Source organism: Streptococcus sanguinis (assembly GCF_900475275.1).
In the GTDB taxonomy this organism is placed as follows: Bacteria; Bacillota; Bacilli; order Lactobacillales; family Streptococcaceae; genus Streptococcus; species Streptococcus sanguinis_N.
Genome location: NZ_LS483364.1, coordinates 1510500 through 1536274, shown reverse-complemented (window position 1 = coordinate 1536274; position 25775 = coordinate 1510500). Strand labels below are relative to the sequence as shown.

16 protein-coding genes and 1 pseudogene are annotated in these 25775 nt (G+C 47.9%); 15 read left to right on the top strand and 2 right to left on the bottom strand.

Annotation, left to right across the window (positions count from 1 at the left end):
* Window positions 1-186 precede the first annotated feature (186 nt).
* The 14 genes and pseudogenes from DQM55_RS11925 to DQM55_RS07535 all read left to right on the top strand — a co-directional run.
* Window positions 187-4500: pseudogene (locus tag DQM55_RS11925) on the top strand (LPXTG cell wall anchor domain-containing protein); the annotation flags it as partial.
* Between the two features lie 344 nt (window positions 4501-4844).
* Window positions 4845-8066 (top strand): SP_1767 family glycosyltransferase, encoded by a 3222-nt coding sequence (locus tag DQM55_RS07595; RefSeq protein ID WP_111676011.1) that lies wholly within the window; start codon window positions 4845-4847, stop codon window positions 8064-8066.
* A 16-nt stretch (window positions 8067-8082) separates the two neighbouring features.
* On the top strand, window positions 8083-9087 hold the full coding sequence (locus DQM55_RS07590; protein WP_111676010.1) for a sugar transferase: 1005 nt from the start codon (window positions 8083-8085) through the stop codon (window positions 9085-9087).
* 32 nt (window positions 9088-9119) lie between these two features.
* Entirely contained in the window at window positions 9120-10343 is a 1224-nt protein-coding gene (gene secY2, locus DQM55_RS07585) for an accessory Sec system protein translocase subunit SecY2 (RefSeq protein ID WP_111676009.1), read from the top strand.
* 8 nt (window positions 10344-10351) lie between these two features.
* Complete coding sequence (gene asp1 / locus DQM55_RS07580) at window positions 10352-11932, top strand: accessory Sec system protein Asp1 (protein WP_111676008.1); 1581 nt, start codon at window positions 10352-10354, stop codon at window positions 11930-11932.
* Window positions 11922-13451: an accessory Sec system protein Asp2 gene (gene asp2, locus DQM55_RS07575; RefSeq protein ID WP_111676007.1), complete on the top strand. Its 1530-nt coding sequence runs from the start codon at window positions 11922-11924 to the stop codon at window positions 13449-13451. Before asp1 ends, asp2 begins: the two co-directional genes overlap by 11 nt.
* Window positions 13448-13927: an accessory Sec system protein Asp3 gene (gene asp3 / locus DQM55_RS07570; protein ID WP_061588925.1), complete on the top strand. Its 480-nt coding sequence runs from the start codon at window positions 13448-13450 to the stop codon at window positions 13925-13927. The genes asp2 and asp3 overlap by 4 nt, the downstream gene beginning before the upstream one ends.
* A complete protein-coding gene (secA2, locus tag DQM55_RS07565) occupies window positions 13920-16301 on the top strand; it encodes an accessory Sec system translocase SecA2 (RefSeq protein ID WP_111676006.1) in 2382 nt (793 codons plus the stop codon). The genes asp3 and secA2 overlap by 8 nt, the downstream gene beginning before the upstream one ends.
* A gap of 12 nt (window positions 16302-16313) precedes the next feature.
* A complete protein-coding gene (gtfA, locus tag DQM55_RS07560) occupies window positions 16314-17834 on the top strand; it encodes an accessory Sec system glycosyltransferase GtfA (RefSeq protein ID WP_111676005.1) in 1521 nt (506 codons plus the stop codon).
* Window positions 17818-19170, top strand: coding sequence for an accessory Sec system glycosylation chaperone GtfB (gene gtfB / locus DQM55_RS07555; protein WP_061588928.1), 1353 nt, complete (start codon window positions 17818-17820; stop codon window positions 19168-19170). The genes gtfA and gtfB overlap by 17 nt, the downstream gene beginning before the upstream one ends.
* Window positions 19163-19345, top strand: a complete 183-nt coding sequence (gene asp4, locus DQM55_RS07550; protein ID WP_002912143.1) for an accessory Sec system protein Asp4 — start codon at window positions 19163-19165, stop codon at window positions 19343-19345. The genes gtfB and asp4 overlap by 8 nt, the downstream gene beginning before the upstream one ends.
* 1 nt (window position 19346) lies before the next feature.
* Complete coding sequence (gene asp5 / locus DQM55_RS07545; RefSeq protein WP_061588929.1) at window positions 19347-19568, top strand: accessory Sec system protein Asp5; 222 nt, start codon at window positions 19347-19349, stop codon at window positions 19566-19568.
* 173 nt (window positions 19569-19741) lie between these two features.
* Window positions 19742-20122 carry a CidA/LrgA family protein gene (locus DQM55_RS07540; protein WP_061588930.1) on the top strand — a complete coding sequence of 127 codons (381 nt, stop codon included), beginning with the start codon at window positions 19742-19744 and terminating at the stop codon, window positions 20120-20122.
* Entirely contained in the window at window positions 20115-20810 is a 696-nt protein-coding gene (locus tag DQM55_RS07535; protein WP_002895926.1) for an LrgB family protein, read from the top strand. Before DQM55_RS07540 ends, DQM55_RS07535 begins: the two co-directional genes overlap by 8 nt.
* Before the next feature lie 42 nt (window positions 20811-20852).
* Here the strand turns inward: DQM55_RS07535 and DQM55_RS07530 are convergent, their stop codons facing one another.
* Together DQM55_RS07530 and DQM55_RS07525 are read right to left on the bottom strand one after the other, a co-directional pair.
* Entirely contained in the window at window positions 20853-21686 is an 834-nt protein-coding gene (locus DQM55_RS07530; RefSeq protein ID WP_002925296.1) for a lantibiotic ABC transporter permease, read from the bottom strand.
* Between the two features lie 14 nt (window positions 21687-21700).
* Complete coding sequence (locus DQM55_RS07525) at window positions 21701-22408, bottom strand: ABC transporter ATP-binding protein (protein WP_061588931.1); 708 nt, start codon at window positions 22406-22408, stop codon at window positions 21701-21703.
* 180 nt (window positions 22409-22588) lie between these two features.
* Between DQM55_RS07525 and DQM55_RS07520 the strand changes: the two genes are divergently transcribed.
* Window positions 22589-25699 (top strand): DNA polymerase III subunit alpha, encoded by a 3111-nt coding sequence (locus DQM55_RS07520; protein WP_331811289.1) that lies wholly within the window; start codon window positions 22589-22591, stop codon window positions 25697-25699.
* Window positions 25700-25775: the final 76 nt, after the last annotated feature.

Here is a 25775-nt window from a genome sequence, read left to right as displayed (position 1 = left end):
GCATCCGTAAGCGCAAGTACGTCTGCTTCCACGAGCGCGTCAGTAAGTGCAAGTACGTCCGCTTCAACAAGTGCCTCTGTTTCTGCAAGTACGTCCGCTTCAACGAGCGCGTCAGTCAGCGCAAGTACGTCTGCATCAACGAGTGCTTCAGTTTCAGCCAGCACGTCAGCCTCAACAAGTGCATCAGTAAGCGCAAGTACGTCCGCTTCAACGAGTGCATCCGTATCAGCAAGTACATCCGCGTCCACAAGTGCATCAGTAAGCGCAAGTACGTCCGCGTCGACGAGTGCGTCAGTCAGTGCAAGTACCTCCGCCTCAACAAGTGCATCCGTATCTGCAAGTACGTCCGCGTCGACAAGTGCGTCAGTGAGTGCAAGTACGTCCGCATCCATGAGTGCATCAGTATCTGCAAGTGAATCTGCATCGACGAGTGCATCAGTAAGCGCAAGTACGTCTGCGTCAACGAGTGCTTCAGTATCTGCAAGCACGTCTGCGTCAACGAGTGCATCTGTGTCTGCAAGCACATCGGCATCTACGAGCGCATCTGTATCTGCAAGTACTTCAGCATCGACGAGTGCATCTGTATCTGCAAGTGAATCTGCATCGACGAGTGCGTCAGTAAGTGCCAGCACGTCCGCGTCAACCAGTGCGTCAGTAAGTGCCAGCACATCGGCATCTACGAGCGCGTCAATGAGTGCCAGCACGTCCGCATCGACCAGTGCGTCAGTATCTGCAAGTACGTCGGCTTCGACCAGTGCGTCCGTTTCAGCCAGCACGTCCGCATCGACGAGTGCATCTGTGAGTGCAAGTACCTCAGCGTCAACGAGTGCGTCGGTAAGTGCCAGCACGTCCGCATCGACGAGTGCATCAGTGAGCGCAAGTACCTCGGCGTCTACTAGCGCGTCTGTATCAGCAAGCACGTCCGCGTCTACTAGTGCATCTGTATCAGCAAGTACATCCGCGTCAACCAGTGCGTCAGTAAGTGCCAGCACATCGGCATCGACGAGCGCGTCAATGAGTGCCAGCACGTCCGCGTCTGCTAGCGCGTCAGTGAGTGCAAGTACGTCCGCTTCAACGAGCGCGTCTGTGTCTGCGAGTGAATCTGCATCGACGAGCGCATCAGTAAGTGCCAGCACATCTGCGTCAACCAGCGCCTCCGTAAGTGCAAGTACGTCCGCTTCAACAAGTGCCTCTGTTTCTGCAAGTACGTCCGCTTTAACGAGCGCATCCGTAAGCGCAAGTACGTCTGCGTCCACGAGTGCCTCAGTAAGTGCAAGTACCTCAGCGTCCACGAGCGCATCAGTTTCAGCAAGTACGTCTGCTTCAACGAGCGCGTCAGTGAGTGCAAGTACGTCCGCTTCAACGAGCGCGTCTGTGTCTGCGAGTGAATCTGCATCGACGAGCGCATCAGTAAGTGCCAGCACATCTGCGTCAACCAGCGCCTCCGTAAGTGCAAGTACGTCCGCTTCAACAAGTGCCTCTGTTTCTGCAAGTACGTCCGCTTTAACGAGCGCATCCGTAAGCGCAAGTACGTCTGCGTCCACGAGTGCCTCAGTAAGTGCAAGTACCTCAGCGTCCACGAGCGCATCAGTTTCAGCAAGTACTTCAGCTTCGACGAGTGCCTCAGTATCCGCAAGTACATCTGCGTCAACAAGTGCGTCCGTAAGCGCAAGTACGTCTGCTTCCACGAGCGCGTCAGTAAGTGCAAGTACGTCCGCTTCAACAAGTGCCTCTGTTTCTGCAAGTACGTCCGCTTCAACGAGCGCATCCGTAAGCGCAAGTACCTCAGCGTCGACAAGTGCGTCAGTATCCGCAAGCACTTCAGCGTCAACGAGTGCGTCAGTAAGTGCAAGCACGTCTGCCTCAACGAGCGCATCCGTAAGTGCAAGCACTTCAGCATCGACGAGTGCGTCAGTCAGCGCAAGCACCTCTGCTTCCACGAGCGCGTCAGTAAGTGCAAGTACGTCCGCCTCGACGAGCGCATCCGTAAGTGCAAGCACCTCAGCTTCAACGAGTGCGTCAGTAAGCGCAAGTACCTCAGCGTCGACCAGTTCGTCAGTATCCGCAAGCACCTCCGCGTCTACTAGCGCGTCAGTCAGCGCAAGCACCTCAGCGTCAACGAGCGCGTCGGTAAGTGCAAGTACGTCCGCTTCAACGAGTGCGTCAGTATCTGCAAGCACCTCAGCCTCAACGAGCGCGTCAGTAAGTGCAAGCACGTCCGCCTCGACGAGCGCGTCAGTATCTGCAAGTACGTCCTCGTCCACGAGTGCATCAGTAAGTGCAAGTGAGTCTGCTTCCACGAGTGCATCAGTTTCAGCAAGTACGTCCGCGTCTGTGTCTGCGAGTGAATCTGCATCGACGAGCGCATCAGTGAGCGCAAGTACGTCCGCGTCGACGAGTGCGTCAGTGAGTGCAAGCACGTCAGCATCGACGAGCGCATCTGTATCAGCAAGTACGTCAGCCTCAACGAGCGCGTCAGTGAGTGCAAGTGAATCAGCCTCAACGAGCGCGTCAGTGAGTGCAAGTGAATCAGCTTCCACGAGTGCGTCAGTAAGCGCAAGTACGTCAGCTTCCACGAGCGCATCTGTATCAGCAAGTACGTCCTCGTCCACGAGTGCATCTGTGAGTGCAAGCACCTCAGCGTCTACTAGCGCGTCAGTCAGCGCAAGCACCTCAGCCTCAACGAGCGCGTCGGTAAGTGCAAGTACCTCAGCATCGACGAGTGCGTCGGTATCCGCAAGCACGTCCTCGTCCACGAGTGCATCAGTAAGTGCAAGTACGTCCGCTTCAACGAGTGCGTCAGTATCTGCAAGCACCTCAGCCTCAACGAGCGCGTCAGTAAGTGCAAGCACGTCCGCCTCGACGAGCGCGTTAGTATCTGCAAGCACCTCAGCCTCAACGAGCGCATCTGTATCAGCAAGTACGTCCGCTTCAACGAGTGCATCAGTCAGCGCCAGCACGTCCGCTTCAACGAGTGCATCAGTTTCAGCAAGCACGTCCGCGTCGACAAGTGCATCTGTGAGTGCAAGCACCTCAGCGTCAACGAGCGCATCAGTAAGTGCAAGTACGTCCGCCTCGACAAGTGCGTCAGTGAGTGCCAGTACTTCCGCCTCAACTAGCGCGTCTGTAAGTGCAAGTACGTCTGCGTCAACCAGCGCGTCTGTATCTGCGAGTGAATCAGCATCGACGAGTGTATCTGTATCAGCAAGCACGTCCGCTTCGACGAGTGCGTCGGTATCCGCAAGTGAATCAGCTTCAACTAGCTCATCTGCGAGAGCGAGCGAGTCTGCCTCAACGAGTGCGTCCGTATCAGCAAGTGAATCAGCATCGACGAGTGCATCTGTATCAGCAAGCACGTCTGCGTCCACGAGCGCATCAGTAAGTGCAAGTACGTCAGCTTCCACGAGCGCATCTGTATCTGCAAGTACGTCCGCGTCAACGAGTGCATCTGTGAGTGCAAGTACGTCAGCTTCAACGAGTGCATCAGTAAGCGCAAGTACGTCAGCCTCAACAAGTGCATCCGTATCTGCAAGCACGTCCGCGTCGACAAGTGCATCTGTGAGTGCAAGTACGTCCGCGTCAACGAGTGCGTCAGTCAGCGCCAGCACGTCCGCGTCAACGAGTGCATCAGTAAGCGCAAGTACGTCCGCGTCAACGAGTGCGTCAGTATCTGCAAGTACGTCCGCGTCAACGAGTGCATCAGTAAGTGCAAGTGAGTCTGCTTCCACGAGTGCATCAGTTTCAGCAAGCACATCGGCATCAACCAGTGCCTCAGTATCAGCAAGTACGTCCGCATCAACGAGTGCATCAGTAAGTGCAAGTGAGTCTGCTTCCACGAATGCCTCAGTTTCAGCAAGCACATCGGCATCAACCAGCGCATCAGTAAGTGCAAGTACCTCAGCTTCAACAAGCTCATCTGCGAAAGCGAGTGAGTCAGCCTCAACGAGCGCATCAGTAAGCGCCAGCACGTCAGTATCGACTAGTGCGTCAGTATCAGCCAGCGCATCAGCGTCAGCAAGTGAGTCAGCCTCAACGAGCGAATCCACTTCAGTAAGTGCCTCAGAATCTGCAAGTACTTCGGCTAGCCTGTCTGGTTCGGAAAGTGCTTCGATTAGCGATTCTCAGTCAATAAGTGAGTCAACCTCAGTAAGCACCAGCACATCAGTCTTGCATAGTCAGCTGAATCTGGTTCATGAGAAGGAATTCTACTCACTCAGTCTTTCTACAAGTGAGTCACTGTCAGCAGCGGTCAGCCTCAGCGAGCTTGCCCGTGTCAGTCAGTCTGTATCAGAAAGCCTGTCTACGAGCCTGTCAGCTAGTCAGAGCACATCTGAAAGTCTATCCGCTTCAGCAAGACAGTCTGAGCTGGATCTGATTTCCAGAGGTCGTCTGCCACAGACAGGGGAAACGGAGAGCAAGGCTTCCATCCTGGCTCTGGGCTTAGGAGCATTGGGCTTGGCCTTCAAGAGACGTAAAAAGAAAAGCGACTCTGAGGAGTAGCAGTAAATAGAGCCGATCAGTTTATCTTTTAGTCCGTCGAAAGTTCACTCAATTAGTGAGCTGTGGAAGTGATGGGCAGAGCAAGTTGTAAAGGAAATAATTTGATTATTTCTGGTGCTTGCTTCCTAAAATCCTAGACTAGAAACTAGTAAAAAGAAACCGAGAGGCAATAGAAACAGGAAGTTTTGACAACTTCCTGTTTTTTTGACAATTTAGTAGAAAAAAGTGTTCTTTATTCAGCAGGAAAGTCCTTGAGAATATAGATTTTTTGGACAATATTTTATATAATATCAAGTATAGAAATGATGTTTTAGAGTTTATGAAATGAAAGAGTAAGGGAAGAAATGAAAACGATAGTTTTAGTTGGGGATCAGGCTTATCAGGAGCAAGTCTCTACAACGATTAAGTCGATTTTATATTACAATAAAAATGCAAAAATCTATGTTTTCAATCAAGGATTAAGTGACGAATGGTTTCATGAATTTAATGAGCTGGCCGAGCAGCTGGATAGTGAACTAATTAATATCAGCTTGGACCAAGTGATGATCAGTCCAGAGTGGCTGACTCAGGACCATATCAGCTCAGCTACCTATGCTCGCTATTTCATTCCGCAGTTTGTAGCAGAGGAGCGCGTCCTTTATCTGGACAGCGATCTGGTGGTCAATAGTGATTTGCAGCCTTTATTTGATATTCCTCTGGAAAGCAAGCTTGTCGCCGCAGTTGGAGATGCCGGAGGTTATGGCTTTAATGCTGGCGTTCTGCTAATTGATAATCGAGCTTGGAAAGAAAGGCAGCTGCAGGAGACCTTTATCAAGGAAACGGACCGCATCATGGGCTTGGTCCAGTCTGGCCAGATGGAGGATTTCAACGGCGATCAGACAGTGTTAAATCATGTGCTGGCTCAGGACTGGCTGTCCTTGGATAAAATTTACAATCTGCAGGTAGGCCATGACTTGGTGGCCTTTTACAGCGGCTGGAATGGTCATTTTGAGCTGGATCAGGAACCTCTGATTATCCACTATACGACCTTTCGCAAGCCTTGGAACTCGGAAGTTAGCTATCGCTACCGTCAGCTTTGGTGGGACTTTCAGGCCTTGAGTCTAGAGGAGATTTTAGCCCATCATCGGGGAGAGTTTGAGATGCCGGACCATTGGGAGAAGGCAGCTCTGAACTGCATGCTCCTGACAGATGTACAGGAGTTAGAGCAGATAGAGTTTTTAGCCCAGTCCCTGCCTAGGGTTGATTTTCACATCGCCTGTTACACAGAGATGGGAGCTTATCTGCAATCTTTGAACCAGTATGAGAACATCTATCTTTATCCGCAGGTTATCCATGCAGTTCTGGATGAGCTCATCGATAAGTGCCAGGTCTATTTGGATATTCACCATGGAAGCGAGCACTATGAGATGAGTAGTCGTTTCAAGGCACTTGGCAAGCCAGTTCTGGCTTTTGACAATACTAAGAAAAATGAAAACGAAGAGCTGGTCTATCCGCATGAAAATCCACAGGAGATGGTGGAAAAGCTGCGCAGTCTGATGAAAAGAGAGAAGCCGCAAGTCTTTCGGGCTGTGGTGCTGGCGGCTAATGCTGCCTATAGTGAGCAGGTCTTAACCACCATTAAGTCCATCGTCTGCCACAATCGCTTTATCAAGTTTTATGTCATCAACAGTGACTTTCCGACAGAGTGGTTTGTCAGCATGCAGAAAAAGCTTGCTAAGCTGGACTGCCAGATTGTCAATGCTCGGGTGTCTGCTTCGCTGGTATCAAATTTTAAAACAGATATAAGTTATACTGTTTTCCTGCGCTATTTCGTAGCAGATTTTGTTGAGGAAGACAAGGCTTTGTATTTGGATTGCGATATCGTTGTCACGCGGGATTTAAGCTCCTTATTTGAAACAGAATTTGGAGATGCACCACTTGCTGCGGTCAAGGATCTGGGTGGGCAAGTGTATTTTCATCAGCATATCTTTAATGCTGGGTTCTTATTAATCAATAATGCCCTTTGGAAGCAAGAAAATATTCGCCAACGTTTGATTGAACTGACCAATGAATGGCATGACAAGGTACCGTCTGGTGACCAAAGCATTCTCAATATGCTCTTTGAAAACCGCTGGATGGAGCTGCCTTTTGCTTATAACTGTATTACGCTGCACACGACCTTTTCGGACTATGAACCTGAAAAAGGTCTCTATCCGCCTGTGATTCACTATCTGACCGAGCGCAAGCCTTGGAAAGAGTACACTCAGTCCATCTATCGTGAGGTCTGGTGGTTCTATCAGGGACTGGATTGGTCGGATATGCAGGAGCCGGTCGGAGCCCTGACTCAAAAGATGGTGGAAGGTGAAGAGGGATCAAGTCTGTCCTGCCTAGTCTATACCTACTCTTGTGACCTGATGCATATCAACTATCTGATTCAAGCCCTGCCTGCTTGTCATTTTTACATCGCGGCACCGGTAGTGGTGGCAGAGCCAATCACGCGTCTGCTCCAGTATCCTAATGTCAGCGTCAGTTCAGATATTGCGGGTATTCCGGCTCTCTTGGAGTCACTGGAAGCCAAGTCTCAGCTGCTGCTAGATATCAATGCCGGTGATGAGGTAGGGGATATTATTGCTCGCTTTAAGTCTGCTGGCAAGCCAGTCTTTGCCTTTGACAGCACAGCCCATGGCCAACAGGGTCAAGAGGTATTTCCAGTTGACAACCCTGAAGTCATGGTGCAGGCTATTGAGAAGCTATGCTTGGCCGAGCCTGAAGAGCGGCAGATTTCTGTACTCTCTATCGACCAATCACTGGATTATCTCTTGGAGAAAGGTGCTTCAGTGGTTCGCTTTGGAGATGGGGAGATGGATTTGATTGCAGGTAGTGGTATCGTCTATCAGGAATACGATCCAGAGCTGTCAGCGCGCTTGAGAGAGATTATGTCTATGGAGAGCGATGAGCGTTTGATGGTCTGTCTGTCCGATGTCTTTACAGGGTTAGAACGCTATTCCATTGATGCCCAGAATTTTTGGAAAGTTCACTTGTATTATCACTTGTCAGATTATCAAGAGATCTGCCGAGCACCTTGGTACGGATCAACTTTTATTTCCCGGCCTTATATCGATTTGGAAGATAAGACGCCGTCTGCGGGCTATTTTGCAAAGCTCAAGCAGCTATGGCAGGACAAGGACCTCTTGATAGTAGAGGGCTTGACTTCCCGCTCTGGTGTGGGCAATGACCTTTTTGACGGGGCTAGGTCCATCAAGCGGATTATCTGTCCTTCTCGCAATGCCTACAGCAAGCTAGAGGCCATTAAGCAAGCCGTTCGTGAGCAAGCGGATAATCGTCTGATTTTGACCATGCTGGGTCCGACGGCCAAGGTCTTGGTCTATGATTTGGTTCAGGAAGGTTATCGAGCTCTGGATATTGGGCATATTGACTCAGAGTATGAGTGGTTCCAGATGGGGGCTAGACACAAGGTCAAGCTGTCGCACAAGCATACGGCTGAGCACAACTTTGATCAAGATATTGAGTTTAGAGACGACCAAGCTTATGACAGTCAGATTGTTGCCAATCTGGCTCAGGAATGAAGATTAGAAAAAGAATATGAAAGTTAATATTACCAATCTATACGGTATGTCTGGCCAGAGTACGGCCTTGATTGCCCAGAATGATGTGACCAAGCTCGCCAAGCAGCTGGGCTTCAATGAACTAAGTTTTTATTTTTACGATATTTACAGCGACAGCCAGTCGGAGCTCAGTCGTCGTCTGGACGGTATCATGGCTAGTGTGGGCTATGGCGATGTGGTTATCTATCAGTCGCCGACTTGGAATGGTCGGGAGTTTGACCAGGCCTTTATCAGCAAGCTGAAGATTTTGCAGGCCAAGCTGGTGACCTTTATCCATGATGTACCGCCGCTGATGTTTCCGTCAAACTATTATCTGATGCCGGAGTATATCGATATGTACAATAAGTCAGATGTGGTCATCGTGCCTTCTGAGCAGATGCGGGATAAGCTTCTGGCAGAGGGGCTGACGGTGGACAAGATTTTGGTCCAGCGCATGTGGGATCATCCCTATGATCTGCCCCTGCACCAGCCTCAGTTTGCCCGCAAGTTGTATTTTGCTGGAAGTGTGGAACGTTTTTCCCATCTGATCAATTGGTCTTATGCTACGCCGCTGGAGATTTTTTCGCCTGAGGAGGAGTCAAATCCAGAGGTCAATGTCAGCTATCGCGGCTGGGTCAGCCGACCAGAGTTGCTCTTGGAGCTGTCCAAGGGCGGTCTAGGTCTGGTCTGGGGTGTCGAGGAAAATCCAGCAGACGAGCCAGAATACTATGGTCTCAATATCTCTCATAAGTCTGCCACCTATCTGGCAGCTGGGATTCCGGTCATCGTCCCTTCTTACCTGTCCAATGCGGAGCTGATTCGCGAGCGCGGTCTGGGCTATGTCGTAGACAGTCTGGAAGAGGCCAGTCGGATTGTAGAAGGCTTGACTGCCGAGGAGTATCAGGCTATGGTCGAGCGGGTTAGAAAGTTCTCTTTCCTGCTCAAGGAAGGTTATTTTAGCAAAAAAGTCTTAGTAGATGCGGTGATGGAAGTCTTATCTTAGAGCTTTTTCAGCCATCGTCATGAGGAGTCAGTGTGAAGTCATTTTTTAAACCAGTCATTATCAAGAAGTTTCTGTGGACCTTATTTTTCTTATTTATCTATGTCTTGGGAACCAAGCTGACCCTGCCTTTCGTCGATATGAGTAAGGCAGCTGCCATGGACGGAACCTCTACGACCTTGAACTATGCGACAGCCCTGATGGGGGGGAATCTGCGCAGTATGTCGCTCTTTTCTGTCGGCTTGTCTCCTTGGATGTCCTCTATGCTGATCTGGCAGATGTTTGCTGTGTCCAAGCGCCTAGGCTTGAGTAAGCTCCCTCTGGAAGTGCAGGAAAGGCGGCGGATGCTACTGACCTTGGTCATTGCCTTGATTCAGTCCGTGGCACTGGTCCTAAACCTGCCACTGCAAGAAGCAGGTGGGGTGGATATGACTACGATTATCGTCTTAGATACCTTGGTCTTGATGGCTGGGACTTACTTTCTCATCTGGCTTACCGATTTGAATGCTGCTATGGGACTTGGCGGCTCCATCATGATTGTCATGGCCAGCATGATTGCCTACATTCCGCAGGACATCTGGCTTTCCATTCAGGAGCTGAAGATTTCATCTCTTTGGCTGGGCTTGCTGCTGGTTTTCAGCCTAGTCTTTCTCTATCTGGCTGTTACAGTTGAGCGGTCCAAGTACCGAATTCCAGTCAATAAGATCAATATCCATAACCGTTTCAAGAAATACTCTTATCTGGATATTCGTCTCAATCCTGCTGGCGGCATGCCCATCATGTATGCCATGACCTTGGTCAGCATTCCCCAGTACTTCCTTTTGATTATCCACTTTCTCCAGCCGGACAATCAGCTGATTGAGCAATGGATAGAGGCGCTGTCTATGGGAAGTCCGGCTTGGTTTATCCTTTATCTGCTGACCATTTTCATCCTGGCACTGGCCTTCGCCTTTATCAATATCAGTGGCGACCAGATTGCTGAGCGGATGCAAAAGAGTGGAGAGTATATTGAAAATGTTTATCCCGGAGCAGCAACGCGACATTATATCAATGGCTTGGTGACTTATTTTGCTATTGTGGGCTCTTTCTATCTGATTATGATTGCTGGTCTGCCTATGATGGTGCTCCTTCTGGACATTCGCTATCTGCGGCTCAGTATGATTCCGGGGATTTTTATGATTTTTATCGGAATGGTCTTTTCTATTAAGGACGAGGTGGAAGCCTTGACGCTGAATGACCGTTATCGTTCATTGTTGTAGGAGAAACTATGTATTACTTTATTCCTTCGTGGAGTGGCAGCGAGGAGCGAGTTTGGCACCGGGATATTGTCCCTTGGTACCGCTCCATGCAGCGACTGGAGTTTGATGACTCGATTCATCAGATTCGGATTTTTCAAAGTGAAAATCTGCCCGTCCAGCTGCTTTTGCCAGCCTATATGCCGCATGCCCGCTACCTCTTGCATCGGCAGGATATTTTTGAGACGGACTATTACTCGGTTTTTGATGAGATTCAGGGAATCCAGTCTAAAGAAATGCAGGTCTTGCAAATCAAGGATCTGGACTGGGAGCCAGACTGCGAATTTGTCTATACACCCTTTCTAGTCATGGTCCGTAGGCATGGACAGCTCTATGCCCATGTCGAGTTTGGAGTAGAAGGCTTTATCAGCTTCATCAAGTTTTTCACGAATGACCAGCTGGACAAGTTTTATATCTTTGATGATCGAGGCTTTGTCTCCAGTATCACCTACTATGAAGAGGGGCAGCCCCTGTATCAGGACTACCTGCAGCCGGATGGTGACTGGCGGATTCGTGAGCATCTCAAGCCTGACGACTGCCAGGTAGAGGTCAACCCTGCTTACTTACTGGACTTTGATAAGCTGGAGTACGATCGGATGCCGGACTTAATCTTGGAGAAATTAGGCCACTACATCGAGCGCAATGCAGGAGCAGACAGCCGCTTTGTGCTGGCAGCGCATCCTCTATACAATCAAGCTATTTTGCGCTTATTGCCCCAGCAGGTTCGAGTCATTCTCAGCTTTTTCCACGAGCGCAATCATACAGTGGATTGGCAGGCTCTGGAGGCGGATTTGCAGCAGGCAGATCTAGTTTTGACTGACCGCATGGACTTTAAGGCGGCCATTCAGCGCTACTTACCCCAGCAAGCTCAGAAGGTGCATTACCTGTCGCCTTTTGATACTCGCTTGCAGCTGGGCAAGAGCCAACGCCGTCGCGAATCCAAGATTTTTTATCAGATTAATCTGGAAGAAATACTTAATGACTACGCTATTTTCAAGGTCCTCCACTATGTGGCCAAGCATCCAGATACAGAGCTGACCATCGGAGTTTATAATGCCTGGCAGGAAGGAATCCAAAAGGTAGAGACCAAGGTGCAGGAGGTCATTGATGAATATCTGAATCAATATGAATTTGTCAAGAACTACCGGCGCAGTGAGCAGGCTGAGAATGCCCTGTTGGAAAATCAGGAGCAGGACCTCCGTTTCACGATTAAAAATATCACGGACGAGCTCAGCTTGATTCAGGAGCTGGACGATACACGGTTAATCATCGACCTGAGTGAGCAGCCCAATCTCTATACGCAGATTGCTGGGATTTCTGCCGGGATTCCGCAAATCAATCTGGTGGGCTCGGACAATGTGACCCATCTGCAAAATGGCTATATCTTGGACTCTATCTCTGATGTTCCGATTGCTGCAGACTATTACTTGGAAGGTTTGAAAAATTGGAACCAAGCCCTGATTTATTCCATTGAAAAAATCCATCATAATACTGGTCTGGAGCTGATTGGCCGGTGGGAACAGTGGCTCAAGGAGGCTGAGAATGCAAAATAAGCTGAAAATCTTACAGATTGGCTCAAGCGATTGGAGCAAAGAGCTTTCCATTCCGGACAATATGGCCTGGTATTATTTCTTTCCTAACTCCAATCTAGCTATCAAAAAGGTCATGGAAATGGATAAGATTGTCAAGTTTGATGCGATTCTGGTAGACGATTTGCATCGGATCCCAGATTTGTTTATGATTGAGGCCAAGATTATCCCTTATACGGTTTTCTATGATCAGGAACAGGAAACCCAGGAAGCGGATATTGAGTACTTTCTCAAGCGTCACTGCGCTCAGCCAACGGATATGAGCGATCGAGCTGACCTGGTTCGCAAGCTGTCCAAGGCTCTCTTTTCCGGTCAATATGGGGATAAGATGACCCCGCTTGATATGGTGGTCAGCCCTGGATTTTGGGGCAAGATTTGCTACAATGGCTATGAAAATCTAGAGCTGGAAGGTGACTTTGGTCAGGACTTTCAGCCAATCCTATCTTGGAAATATAATATTATAGCCAACAAGTTCAATCCAGTTGAACTCTGGCTTGAGTATGAAAAGTCAGGCAGCTGTGAGCTGCGGCTGCGCCTCTATAATATCCAAGAAGGCTCGACTGCTGACATTGCTCGCGAGACTATTTTCACAGAAGAGGACATGCGGGAATCCATGGTCCTGGACAATGATTTTACTTCCTATCTGGGCGTCAGTCTGGAGGCTAGAGGTGAGGGACGGATTCAGGTCGGTGCTCTGCATCAGCGCCTGACCCGCTATGAGTTTGGTAAGTATGTTCTGGGTGGGAAGATTTTTCGCGATAGCCACCGTCAGGAGATTAATTACTTCTTTTATCCGGGAGATTTGAAGCCGCCTTTGGCTGTTTATTTTTCTGGTTACCGTCGGGCGGAAGGCTTCGAGGGCTTCGGAATGATGCGGAGTCTGGGCTGTCCTTTTCTCTTGTTTTCTGATCCGCGCGTGGATGGCGGTATGTTCTATCTGGGCAGCCAGGAGCTGGAGAGCAGTATTCATAAGATTATCCAAGAGCATTTGGACTTTCTGGGCTTTACCGAGCGGGATCTAATCCTGTCGGGTATGTCAATGGGGACCTACGGTGCGGTTTATTACGGATCGGAGTTTCGTCCGCGGGCTATCGTTTTGTCCAAGCCCTTGGGAAATCTAGGAACCATTGCTCAGCGTGGTCGTTTACGCCTGCCCGAGGTCTTTCCGACGGCTCTAGATGTCCTTCACCGTCACACGGGGGGCAAAGATCAGGAACATGTAGAGGAGTTGAATCAACGCTACTGGCGTAAGTTTGAGAAGGCTGATTTCAGCCGGACGACCTTTGGTATCGCCTATATGAAAGAAGAAGACTATGATCCGACGGCCTATGAGGACCTAGTAGCGGCTCTTCATCTGACTGAGGCCAAACTGATTAGCAGAGGTGTCCCTGGACGCCATAATGATGACTTAGCTGTGTCTGTGTCTTGGTTTATGAATTACTATCGAATGATATTGGAAAAGGAATTTGGGAGAAAGAAATGAACATTCAAAAAAGAAAGGGCATTTACTGGGGAGAGCTGAGAGGGGTTTCGGCAGCTGGTAAAATGACTGACTTTACCTATCTCTATGGAACTACCCTTATCATTCATTCCCCTTCACATGTATTTTTTGAAAATAAACTGATGTCCTCCGGCCAGACCATCCATGAATGGTCTTCCAAATGGAACTATCAGCGAGACCGGCAGGTGCCTGCTCTCCCCTTGCTCAAAAAGGGAGCTCGCTATTGCCTGTCTAGAGATATGACCACCTATCCTGAATCCAGCGTCTTTCTGAAAATCATCTTCTTTGACCGTTATGAGAAAGAAATCAGCAATCAAGTGGAGCGCTCGGAGAGTATGATCTTTACCTACCCAAACGAAGCCTATAGCTATAAGGTTCAGCTGCTGAGTGCAGGAGTTGAGTCCTTAGAGTTTCATTGCCTAGACATTGACCGAATCATAGAGGAGTCTGATGATTAAAAATCATTTTCAAATTCAGCGCTTAAAGAAAATCTTAGCCAAAGTCAAGAGCTTTGAGTCAGAAATGGCTGGCTTGTCAGACGCTGATCTGCGAAAGAAAACACAGGAATTTAAGGAGAGACTGACCGCAGGTGAGACTTTAGACGACCTGCTGCCGGAGGCTTATGCTGTGGTGCGGGAAGCGGACAAGCGGGTGCTGGGCATGTTCCCCTACGATGTTCAGGTCATGGGGGCGATTGTTCTCCATGAAGGCAATGTCGCTGAGATGGCTACGGGAGAGGGCAAGACTCTGACGGCTACCATGCCGCTCTATCTCAATGCCCTGTCTGGACAAGGAGCTATGCTGGTGACCACCAATACCTATCTGGCTCTGCGGGATGCTCAAGAAATGGGGCAGGTCTATCGTTTTCTTGGGTTGACTATTGAGGCAGCGGTGGTAGCTAATGAGTCTGGAAATTTGACGCCCAAGCAGAAGCGGCTGATTTACCAAGCGGATATTGTCTATACGACTAATAGCGCCTTGGGCTTTGACTATCTGATTGAAAATCTAGCAGAGAATAAGGATAGCCAATACCTTAGCCCTTTCAACTATGTCATCATAGACGAGATTGACTCCATCCTCTTGGACAGTGCTCAGGTGCCTTTGGTTATCTCTGGTGCTCCTCGGGTTCAGTCAAACTTCTATAGTATCATGGATACTTTCATTACGACTTTGAAAGAAGACGAGGACTACCACTACGATGACGAGAAGAATGAAGTCTGGCTGACATCGAAAGGTATTTTAGCGGCAGAGTCTTTTCTTGATTTGGAGCATCTTTTTTCCAAGGAAAATCAAGAGTTGGTCCGCCACCTCAATCTAGCCTTGCGGGCCCACAAGCTCTACAAGAAGGATAAGGACTATGTTGTCCGCCAGGGTGACAAAGAAGCAGAAGTTGTACTTCTGGACCGCGCAACCGGCCGTCTGCTGGAAATGACCCGGCTTCAGGGAGGGCAGCACCAGGCTATTGAGGCCAAGGAGCATGTCAAGCTGACGGAGGAAACGCGGGCCATGGCATCCATCACCTATCAGAATCTCTTCCGGCTCTTCCGGAAAATCTCTGGTATGACTGGGACCGGCAAGGTGGTGGAGAGCGAGTTTATGGAGACTTACTCCATGTCTGTCATCAAGATCCCGACCAACCAGCCAGTGATTCGACTGGATTTGCCAGACCAACTTTATCAGACCCTGCCAGAAAAAGTCTTTGCTTCACTAGACGAGGTCAAGCACTACCATGCCCAAGGCAATCCGCTCTTGATTTTTACCGGCTCAGTGGAAATGTCAGAGATTTACTCTTCCCTACTGCTGAGAGAAGGCATCGCCCACAATCTGCTCAATGCCAACAATGCGGCGCGTGAGGCGCAAATCATCGCTGAGTCTGGGCAGAAAGGTGCGGTGACGGTGGCTACATCCATGGCCGGCCGAGGTACGGATATAAAGCTGGGACTGGGTGTCGCAGATTTGGGTGGTCTCGTGGTGATTGGTACGGAGCGGATGGAGAACCAGCGGATTGACCTACAGATTCGTGGCCGTTCTGGCCGCCAAGGTGATCCGGGAATTAGTAAGTTCTTCATCTCGCTAGAGGATGACCTGCTCAGGAAGTGGGGACCAGACTGGCTCAAGAAGTTCTACAAGGACTACTCAACCGAAGAGGTTGAGCAGCATCCAGTCCAGCTGGGACAGCGCCGTTTCAGACGCTTAGTGGCTAAGGCCCAGAGAGCCAGCGAAAGCAGCGCCAAGATGTCCCGTCGAATGACGCTGGAATATGCCCAGTGTATGAAGATTCAGCGGGAGATTACCTATGCTGAGCGCAATCGCCTGATTCAATCTGAAGAGCGGATTGATGAAGAAATCAGCCGTGTCCTCAGTCAGGTTATTCATCAGGCAGCCTATGAGCAGTCCTATGAGACACGGGCTGACCTCTATCGCTTTATCTTAGACCATTTCAGCTATCATGCTGAGCGTATTCCTTATGATTTCGATATTTATTCGCCGGAGAAAATTGCAGAGCTCTTGCAGGATATTGCCGAGCAGGAATTGCAGGCAAAGAAAGCCTATCTCAAGTCTGACAAGCTCTTTACCCATTTTCAACGGGTCTCAGTTCTCAAGGCTATTGATGAGAACTGGGTCGAGCAGGTGGACTATCTGCAGCAGCTCAAGACAGCCTTGAGCGGTCAGCATTTCTCTATGAAAAATCCTCTGGTAGAATATTATCAAGAGGCTTACGATGGCTTTGAATATATGAAGGAGCGCATGAAGCAGCAGATTGTCAAGAATCTTTTGATGAGTGAATTGGCACTCAACCCTAAAGGAGAAGTCATCATGTACTTCCCGTAAGACGAGGAGAATATGACAGTATATAACATCAACTTAGGCATCGGCTGGGCCAGCAGCGGTGTAGAATACGCCCAAGCTTATCGGGCCCAGCTTCTGCGCAGAATCCAGCAGCCGGCTAAGTTTATCTTTATGGATATGATTTTAGCGGATAATATCCAGCATCTGACGGAAAATATCGGTTTTCTGGATGAGGAAGTTATCTGGCTTTATAATTACTTTACCGATATCAATATTGCACCGACGACAGTGACGCTAGACCAGGTGCTGGCTCAAGTCGCAGGTCAGCCAGAGCGCTCGGAGAGAGAGGGCAAGATTGTCCGTTATTTCTATCCGCAGGATGATCAGTTTATCACTTGCTATCTGCGGCAGGAAGACCAGGACTTTGTGGAGCATGTAGAGTATGTCTCGCGGGGGAGATTGATTCGCAAGGATTATTTCTCCTATGCCCGCTATGCCAGTGAATACTTCGCACCCCACAATGAATCTGCCACCCTCTACCAGCGCCGTTTCTACCATGAAGACGGCAGTGTGGCCTATGACATGCTGATAGAGGATGGTCAGGAAGAGCTCTATCGCTTTCCAGATCGGATTTTCTATTCCAAGGCTGAGCTGGTCCGTTATTTTCTTCAGTGTTTGCAGTTGCAGTCAGATGATGTGGTCATCTTGGATAGGGAGACAGGGATTGGTCAGGTTGTCTTTGAGGAGAGCCAGAAGGCTAAGCTAGGAGTAGTGGTCCATGCGGAGCATTTTAGTGAAAATGCCAGCAGTGACGACTACATTCTCTGGAACAATTTCTATGACTACCAGTTTACCAATGCAGACAAGGTGGACTTTTTCATCGTGGCAACAGAGGCTCAGAAAACGATTCTAGAGCAGCAGTTCCAGCATTACTCGAACAAGCAGCCCAAAATTGTCACCATACCGGTGGGGAGTCTGGACCAGCTGACTTATCCTAAAGATCCTCGCAAGCCTTACTCCATGATCACGGCTTCGCGTCTTGCTACGGAAAAGCATATCGATTGGCTAGTGGCAGCTACTGTCCAAGCCCATGCCCAGCTGCCTGAGCTGACTCTGGATATTTACGGTAAGGGGGGCGAAGAGGAGAAGCTGCGCCGCAGGATTGAGGAAGCAGGAGCTCAGGACTACATTCGGCTCAAAGGGCATGCAGATTTAAGTCAGATTTATGCAGGCTATGAGCTTTATCTGACAGCTTCAACCAGTGAAGGCTTTGGTTTGACGCTTATGGAAGCAGTCGGATCAGGTCTGCCTCTCATCGGCTTTGATGTCCGCTATGGCAATCAGACTTTTATCGATGATGGTAAAAATGGCTATCTGCTGCCGGTCAGTTCCAATCAGGTCGAGGATCAGATTATTGCTGCTTTTGTGGAGAAAATAATAGCTCTCTTTAGTCAAGGACGCCAGCAGGAGATGAGCCAACACTCTTATCAAGTGGCCGAGAATTATTTGACCAGCCGGGTTGAAGCGGCTTGGTCCCAGCTTTTAAAGGAGGTCAAAGATGATTCAGCTCTTTGATTATTACAATCAGGAAACCCAGGATCTGCATGATTCCCTCCTTGCAGCTGGCTATAACTGTCCGACCATTGCCATTGAGGCCAATGGCTTTCTGCCGGACGACATGATCTCCCCCTATACTTATTTTTTAGGGGATGAAGAGGGAGTAGACCACCCGCTCTTTTTCAATCAAGTACCAGTGCCGCCTTTCTGGGAAATCACAGGCGACCACCAGGCGGCGCGTGTCAGTGACATGGGAGAAGAAAGGGCACGGATTCATTATGCCAGTCAAGCCAAGGGCCGGCTGGTCAAACAGGTGGACTGGCTGGATAAAAAAGGCCAGCTACGACTGAGTGAGCGCTATAATAAGCAAGGCCGCTGCTTTGCGAAAACAGCCTATAAATCAGGACAGGAAGCTTTCAACACAACCTATTACAGCACTGATGGTCAGGAGCGTATCGTGGAAAATCACGCCACCGGTGACATCATCCTGACTCTGGACCAAGAGCCCTTGCGAATTTTTAAAAGCCGAGTGGATTTTATCCGTTTCTTTTTGGAGCGGTTAGACTTGGACTTGGATCACATTCTCTTTAATTCGCTGGCTTATTCTTTCCTGGTTTCCCACAGCTTGACAGGCCGAGCTGGGCAGGATATTCTTTTCTGGCAGGAACCTCTGTATGACGAGCTTCCGGGCAATATGCAGCTGATTCTAGAAAATAGTCAGCTGCGGGCGCAGACCATTGTCATTCCAGATTTAGCAACTTATGAAAAGGCCAAGAGTCTGGCAGCGACTGACCAGCAGCAGAAGTTCCTGCATCTGGGCTATCATTATGACTTCAAGCGGGACAACTACCTACGAAAAGATGCCTTAATCTTGACCCATTCGGATCAGATTGAAGGCTTAGAGACCTTGGTTCAGTCCCTGCCGCAGCTAGTATTTCGCATTGCTGCCCTTACGGAAATGTCGCCTAAGCTCTTATCTATGCTGTCCTATAAGAATGTCGTCCTTTATCAAAATGCCAGTCTCAAGCAGATTGAGCAGCTCTACTTGGAATCAGACATTTATCTGGATATCAATCACGGCGGTCAGGTCCTGCAGGCAGTGCGCAAGGCTTTTGAGAACAATCTCTTGATTCTAGGCTTTGAGCAGACCCTGCATGACAGTCACTACATTGCCCAACAGCATATTTTCGACAGCAGCCAGCCAGCTCAACTGGCATCAACTTTGGAAGAAGCCTTATCTGGTGTTGAGCAGATGCGGTCAGCCTTGCAAGCTCAAGGTCGGCATGCCAACGATGTACCCGTCAGTCTTTATCAGGAGACTCTCCAACCTTTATTAGGAGGTCAGGATGGCTAAAAAAGATTTATTTCATAAGGATATTGAGGGGCGGTTAGATGAGCTCAAGCAAGCCAAGCCCAAGAAAGAAAAGGCCAGCTTGGGAGAAAATCTCAACAAGGCCTTTGTCATCGCCTTGGGCTTGATGATCTTGATTGGCTTGATTTTTACATTGATTGGAGCCTTGAGGAAATAAAATGCAAACAATATTGATTACATTTACCATTGTAGTAGCCCTTATCTTGATTTTGCTGGTTAGTCTGCTTCCTAGAGAAAACCAGCAATTTTATAGAGAAACTAATACATCGATTGGCAAGTCAGGCTACTGGGAAACCCACCTCGCAAAGAAAATTCTAGTTCTTTTAGCAAGCCTTGCCTTGATTGTGCTCATGATTTTCTTTATGATTCAATACATCTAGTATCTGTTTAGGAAGTTACTCAAACGACTGCTAAATAAGAAAGACCCTCTATTGCAGACAATAGAGGGAATTTTTATAAGCAAATTTTGGATGTAAAGGTTTTAATTTCTGAAAGCACCTTGATATTTTTCCGAAAAGGAGTAAACTGGATATACAAGTGATGGAGGTTTGGTATGAAATTATACGTTCAGTTGATGATTATTTTTATGATTTCCCTCGTTGGAGAAGGGATTTCAAGTGTTTTCCACCTGCCTGTTCCGGGCAGTATCATTGGCCTGGTCTTGCTGTTTTTGGCTCTGCAGTTCAAGCTCCTACGCCTGCGTCATATCAGTATGGTTGGCAATTTTCTTTTGGCAAATATGACCATTCTTTTTCTGCCTCCAGCAGTTGGTATCATGGATAAATTTCAGGTCATTGCACCTTATCTGCTGCCGATTATTTTGATTGTTTTAGGAGCGATTGTGCTCAATGTCTGTGTGACTGCAGTTGTGGTGCAGCTGATTAAGACTTGTTTTGAAGGAGATTATGAGGAAGGAGACGCCAGCAATGTCTGATTTATGGAGCAACCCTCTCTTTGGCCTTGCCTTGTCTATCTTGGCCTATCTGTTCGGTCTATTGATTTTTCGGAGATTTCCTCATCCTTTGACAACACCGTTGCTGATTGCAGCAGTTTTGGTTATTGCTTTTTTGAAACTATCTGGTATTTCCTACAAGGATTACTATGTCGGCGGTTCCTATTTAAACAACCTAATTGTGCCATCTACGGTTGCTTTGGGGATTCCGCTTTACAAGACTTTTCATTTGATGAAGCACCATGCACGCAGTATTTTGATTGGGACCTTTGCGGCGGTTGTAGTCAATACCAGCTTTACGGCTCTGCTGGCTAAGTTTTTCGGCATGGATTTCTTTCTAGCTGTTTCTCTTTTTCCGAAATCTGTCACAACGGCCATGGCTGTCGGTATCACAGACAAGCTGCAAGGACTTGCTACAGTGACCTTAGTGGTGGTAGTTGCGACGGGCATTCTGACCAGTGTATTAGGACCAACGCTTCTTAAGCTCTTAAAAATAACGGATCCAGTAGCTATTGGTCTAGCTTTAGGGGGAACAGGCCATGCGGTAGGAACGGGAACCGCCTTTAAATACGGCCAGGTCGCAGGAGCTATGGCAGGACTTGCGATTGGCGTGACCGGCCTCATGTACGTTCTAGTTAGCCCCATCGTGGCAGCGATTATTCTGAAGTAAAAATAAACAAGGTTGAAACGTTTTGTTTCAACCTTGTTTTGCTTATTGCAGATTTAGTTTGTTTTTTACAATGGTATGGATTGTAAAATAGAAACCAAAAATTTTGACCAGTTCAAAGACGATTCGGATAATAAGAAAGGCATCTAGCATCATTTCAAAATCCGTATCGGAGTGACTATAATCGTATGGAGAAAATAGGCCGTACGGATTTAAGAAACTAGGTAAGAAGATTGACAGGACCGCCAGAACACTCCAAATCAAAAATCCGAAAAGCACAGCCATCATAATCCGATTCTTCTTAAATAGCTGTCCGACTGAGATTGCTAGATAAAAGAAGAGGATACCAGAAAGGATTTGAAGGAGATTAAGGAAGCCGTATTTGACAATCCAAAGCCATAAATCTGGGATTTCGCCAATATATTTAAAAATCTCATTAAATGAATAGCCTGTAATAGGGAGGGCAATGCCAAAAATGACAAGGCCGCTAATAAACATGGTTAGCATACACAAGAGGGTCCAAACAAATGCGGAAAGAAGTTTAGACAGAAGAATCTGATGCGGCGTAACCGGCAAGGTCCAAGTCAGGTAGCCTTCTCGCCCAAAAACATTTTTATAAAACCGACGGATGATAATGATGGTATTGGACAGAAAGACAGCGCAGGATGCAGAAAAAAGCAAGAGGAAGAGTAGGTATAAAGTGAAAATAACACCACTAGTAGCCATTGGGTAGTCACTATAGCGTTCCATGACCTCAGGTCTCAAGCTGCTGCCAGTTATAAATCCCATCAAGATAGAGAGAGACAGAAGAATGGCAAAGGTGATACAATACCATTTGTAATTAGACTTAAAGTCGTATTTAAACAGTTTTCCAAACATATAATGAAGACCTCCTAATAAAAGCGAAACTGGCTGCGGAAGAGATTATCAATGGATTGATTGTACTGTTGACGCAGCTGATTAGCATTTTCATGCAAAAAGATCTGACCTTGGTTAATCAGGATTACTTCATCCAAGATTGGCTCGATATCTGCAATCAAGTGGGTGGAAATGATGACAGAAGACTGCGGTGTGCGGTTTTGGATGATGGTCTGCAGGATATAGTCACGAGCAGCCGGATCAACACCACCGATAGGCTCGTCTAGGATATACAGTTCCGTATGGCGGCTCATGACCAGAATGAGCTGCATTTTTTCCTTGTTTCCTTTTGAAAGGCTTCCGATGCGTGCTTGAGGATCGATATGAAGATCCTTTAGAAGCTGCATGGCTTTCGTGCTGTCAAAATTATCATAAAAATCTTGGAAATATTTTACAGCTTCGATTACTTTGGAGCTGTCGCTCAGATAAGTCGTATCTGGCAGATAGGAAACGATTCTTTTGGTATCAGGAGAAGGTTTGACGCCTTTGAGATAAATATGACCAGAGGTCGGCTGCAAGAGACCATTGATAAGCTTGATAATAGTTGTCTTGCCGCTTCCATTAGGACCTAGAAGTCCGATAATTCTGCCAGGTTGGATGTTTAAGCTCACATCATAGAGGGCGGGTGCGTCGCCATAATTTTTATGGACATGGTCAAGATAGACCAGAGGATACTGATTCATACATATCTCCTTTATTTTCTTCAATTTATAATTATTATACCTTTTCCTTAGGAAAATGGCAAAGAAAGCCGGAAAGAGGGAATGGAATCTTTCTGTTCAGTCAAACTCCTATTTCCCTCATTCAGTGAATTGCGGTATAATAGTTATAAGAAGAAGCAAAGCGTGTTCAAGGAGAATAATGTGGTAATACAACTTGATACCAAAACTGTTTACAGTTTTATGGATAGCTTGATCCCGATAAAGAAATATGTGCAGAAAGCCAAGGACTTAGGATACAGTCATCTGGGCATGATGGATGTGGACAATCTCTATGGAGCCTATCATTTCTTAGAGGAAGCCGAATCTGCGGGACTGCAGCCACTTTTAGGCTTGGAGCTGAGTCTGATCAAGGCAGAGCAGGAGCTTCATCTCCGTCTGCTGGCCTTAGACAGTCAGGGCTATCGCAATCTGATGAAAGTCTCGACTCTCAAGATGATGGGACAAAAAAACTGGGAGGATTTCCAGCATCTCTTTAAGGGGGTGGCTGTGATTGTTCCTGCTTTTAACGGAGTAGCAGATCTGGATTTGGGGTTGGATTTTTATGTTGGTGTCTTTCCAGCAACGCCTAAGCAGGAGTTCGGTCGGCCAACCCTGCCCCTGCATACCGTCCGATATTTTGACACGGGGGATTTGGAAACCTTGCAGATGCTCCGGGCTATCCGAGAAAATGCCAGCCTGCGGGAGATTGGCAGCCTTCCCAATCATGAGTTTTTGTTGGCACCAGATGCTCTGGCAGGAGCTTTTAAGGAAACTTTCCCAGAGAGTTTGGCTAATCTTGAGAAGCTAGTCCGTCATGTTCACTATGATATCAATAGGGAGCTGAAACTGCCCCGCTTTAATCGGGAGCGACCAGCCGTGGAAGAGTTGCGGGAGCGCTCCGAAGCTGGCTTAAAAAAACGCGGTTTAGCAGGTAAACTTTATCAGGAACGGCTGGACCAGGAGCTGGATGTCATTCATCAGATGGGCTTTGATGATTACTTTCTCATTGTCTGGGATTTGCTGCGCTTTGGTCGCAGTCAGGGCTACTATATGGGTATGGGTCGAGGATCTGCTGTCGGCAGTCTAGTGGCCTATGCTTTGGAGATTACTGGGATCGATCCAGTCAAGAATAACCTGCTTTTCGAGCGCTTTCTAAATCTAGAGCGTTATACCATGCCCGATATTGATATCGATATTCCTGATGTTTACCGGCCGGAGTTTATCCGCTATGTTCGTGACCGCTATGGCAGTATGCATGCGGCTCAGATTGTGACCTACTCGACCTTTGGAGCCAAGCAAGCCATTCGCGATGTTTTCAAGCGTTTCGGTCTACCAGAGTATGAGCTGACCAATATTACCAAGAAAATCCGCTTCGGGGATAGTCTGACCTCTGCTTATGAGAAAAACATGGCCTTTCGTCAGATTATCAATAGTAAGCTGGAATATCAAAAAGCCTTTGATATTGCTAAAAAGATCGAAGGTCATCCCCGTCAGACTTCTATCCATGCAGCTGGCGTTGTGATGAGCGACAATGACCTGACAGACCAGATACCGCTCAAATACGGTGAGGACATGTATATCACCCAATATGATGCCCACGGTGTGGAGAGCAATGGACTGCTCAAGATGGATTTTCTGGGCTTGCGCAATCTGACCTTTGTCCAGCGGATGAAAGAAGCAACCCTGAAAAAATATAAGGTAGATATTGAGATTGCAGAGATTGACTTGGAGGATGCAGACACTCTGAAACTCTTTGCGGCTGGCCAGACCAAGGGGATTTTCCAGTTTGAGCAGCCGGGTGCCATCAGTCTGCTCAAGCGGGTTCAGCCGGTTCGCTTTGAGGAAGTAGTGGCCACAACCTCTCTCAATCGTCCTGGAGCCAGTGATTACATCGACAATTTTGTCAAGAGAAAGCATGGGTTGGAGCAGGTGGAGTTAATTGATGAAAGTTTGGCTGATATTCTAGCTCCGACTTACGGTATCATGCTCTACCAAGAGCAAGTCATGCAGGTGGCCCAGCGCTTTGGTGGCTTTAGTCTAGGGAAAGCCGATATTTTACGAAGAGCAATGGGCAAGAAAAGCGCTGCTGAAATGCACCGCATGCAGGAGGACTTTGTTGCAGGTGCTCTCAAGCTAGGTCACTCGGAATCCAAAGCCAAGGAAGTCTTTGCTATTATGGAGAAGTTTGCTGGCTATGGCTTTAACCGCAGCCACGCCTATGCTTACTCAGCTCTGGCTTTTCAGCTTGCTTACTTCAAGGCTCACTATCCAGATGTTTTCTTTGATGTCATGCTCAATTATTCAAGCAGTGACTATATCACCGATGCCTTGAGTTTTGACTTTGAGACAGCGCCGCTCAGTATCAACAATATTCCCTACCATGATAAGTTTCAGTTTAAGAAGATATTTTTAGGCATGAAAAATATCAAAGGCCTGCCTAGGGATTTGGCTTACTGGATTATTGAAGAGCGACAAAATGCCGCCTTTACTGGGGTGGAAGACTTTATTCTGCGCCTGCCTCAGAATTACCATAAGATTCCGCTGCTGACTCCTCTGATCCAGCTGGGGCTCTTTGACAGTTTTGAGAAAAATCGACAAAAAATTCTAGCCAATCTGCCTAATCTATTTGTATTTGCGGATGAGCTGGGCAGCCTCTTTGCGGATACGACCTACTCTTGGACAGAGGCTCAGGATTTTAGCGATGCTGAAAAGTTTGAGCTGGAACAGAGCATTATCGGTGTGGGGCTTAGCGATCACCCCTTGGTTAAACTGGCCAAAGAAGCGGACCAGCCCTTTAGCTGGATTAGTGATTTGACGGAAAATAGCAGAGCTAGGATTCTGGCTGAAGTCCAGTCTATTAAGACTATCCGGACCAAAAAGGGCGAGAATATGGCTTTCTTGCAGGTTTCAGATACGAAGAAAAAACTGGATGTTACCCTTTTTCCTGATAGCTATCGTCAGTTGGCCGAACGTATTAAGGAGAAGGGGATTTACTACTTGACCGGCAAGGTGCAGGAGCGGGATGGCCGCTTACAGTTGGTCTTGTCAGATATAGAAGAAGCCACTACAGAACGGTTCTGGATAAAACTTGCTGGCCATGAACATGATCGAGAAATATCTCAGATTTTGCAGAAATACCCCGGTAATATTCCGGTTGTCCTGCGTTATGAAGATGAGAAGCGAACCATGTCTGCACCGCATTTTCGAGTGGAGAAATCGGAGCAGCTGCAAGAGGAATTGAAGAATTATACTATGAAAACGATTTTTCGTTAAAAAATATGGAAAATAAGAGAATTTTCATGATGATTGTGGTATAATCTATAAGAATGTTAAAAAGAAAAAGGAGCAA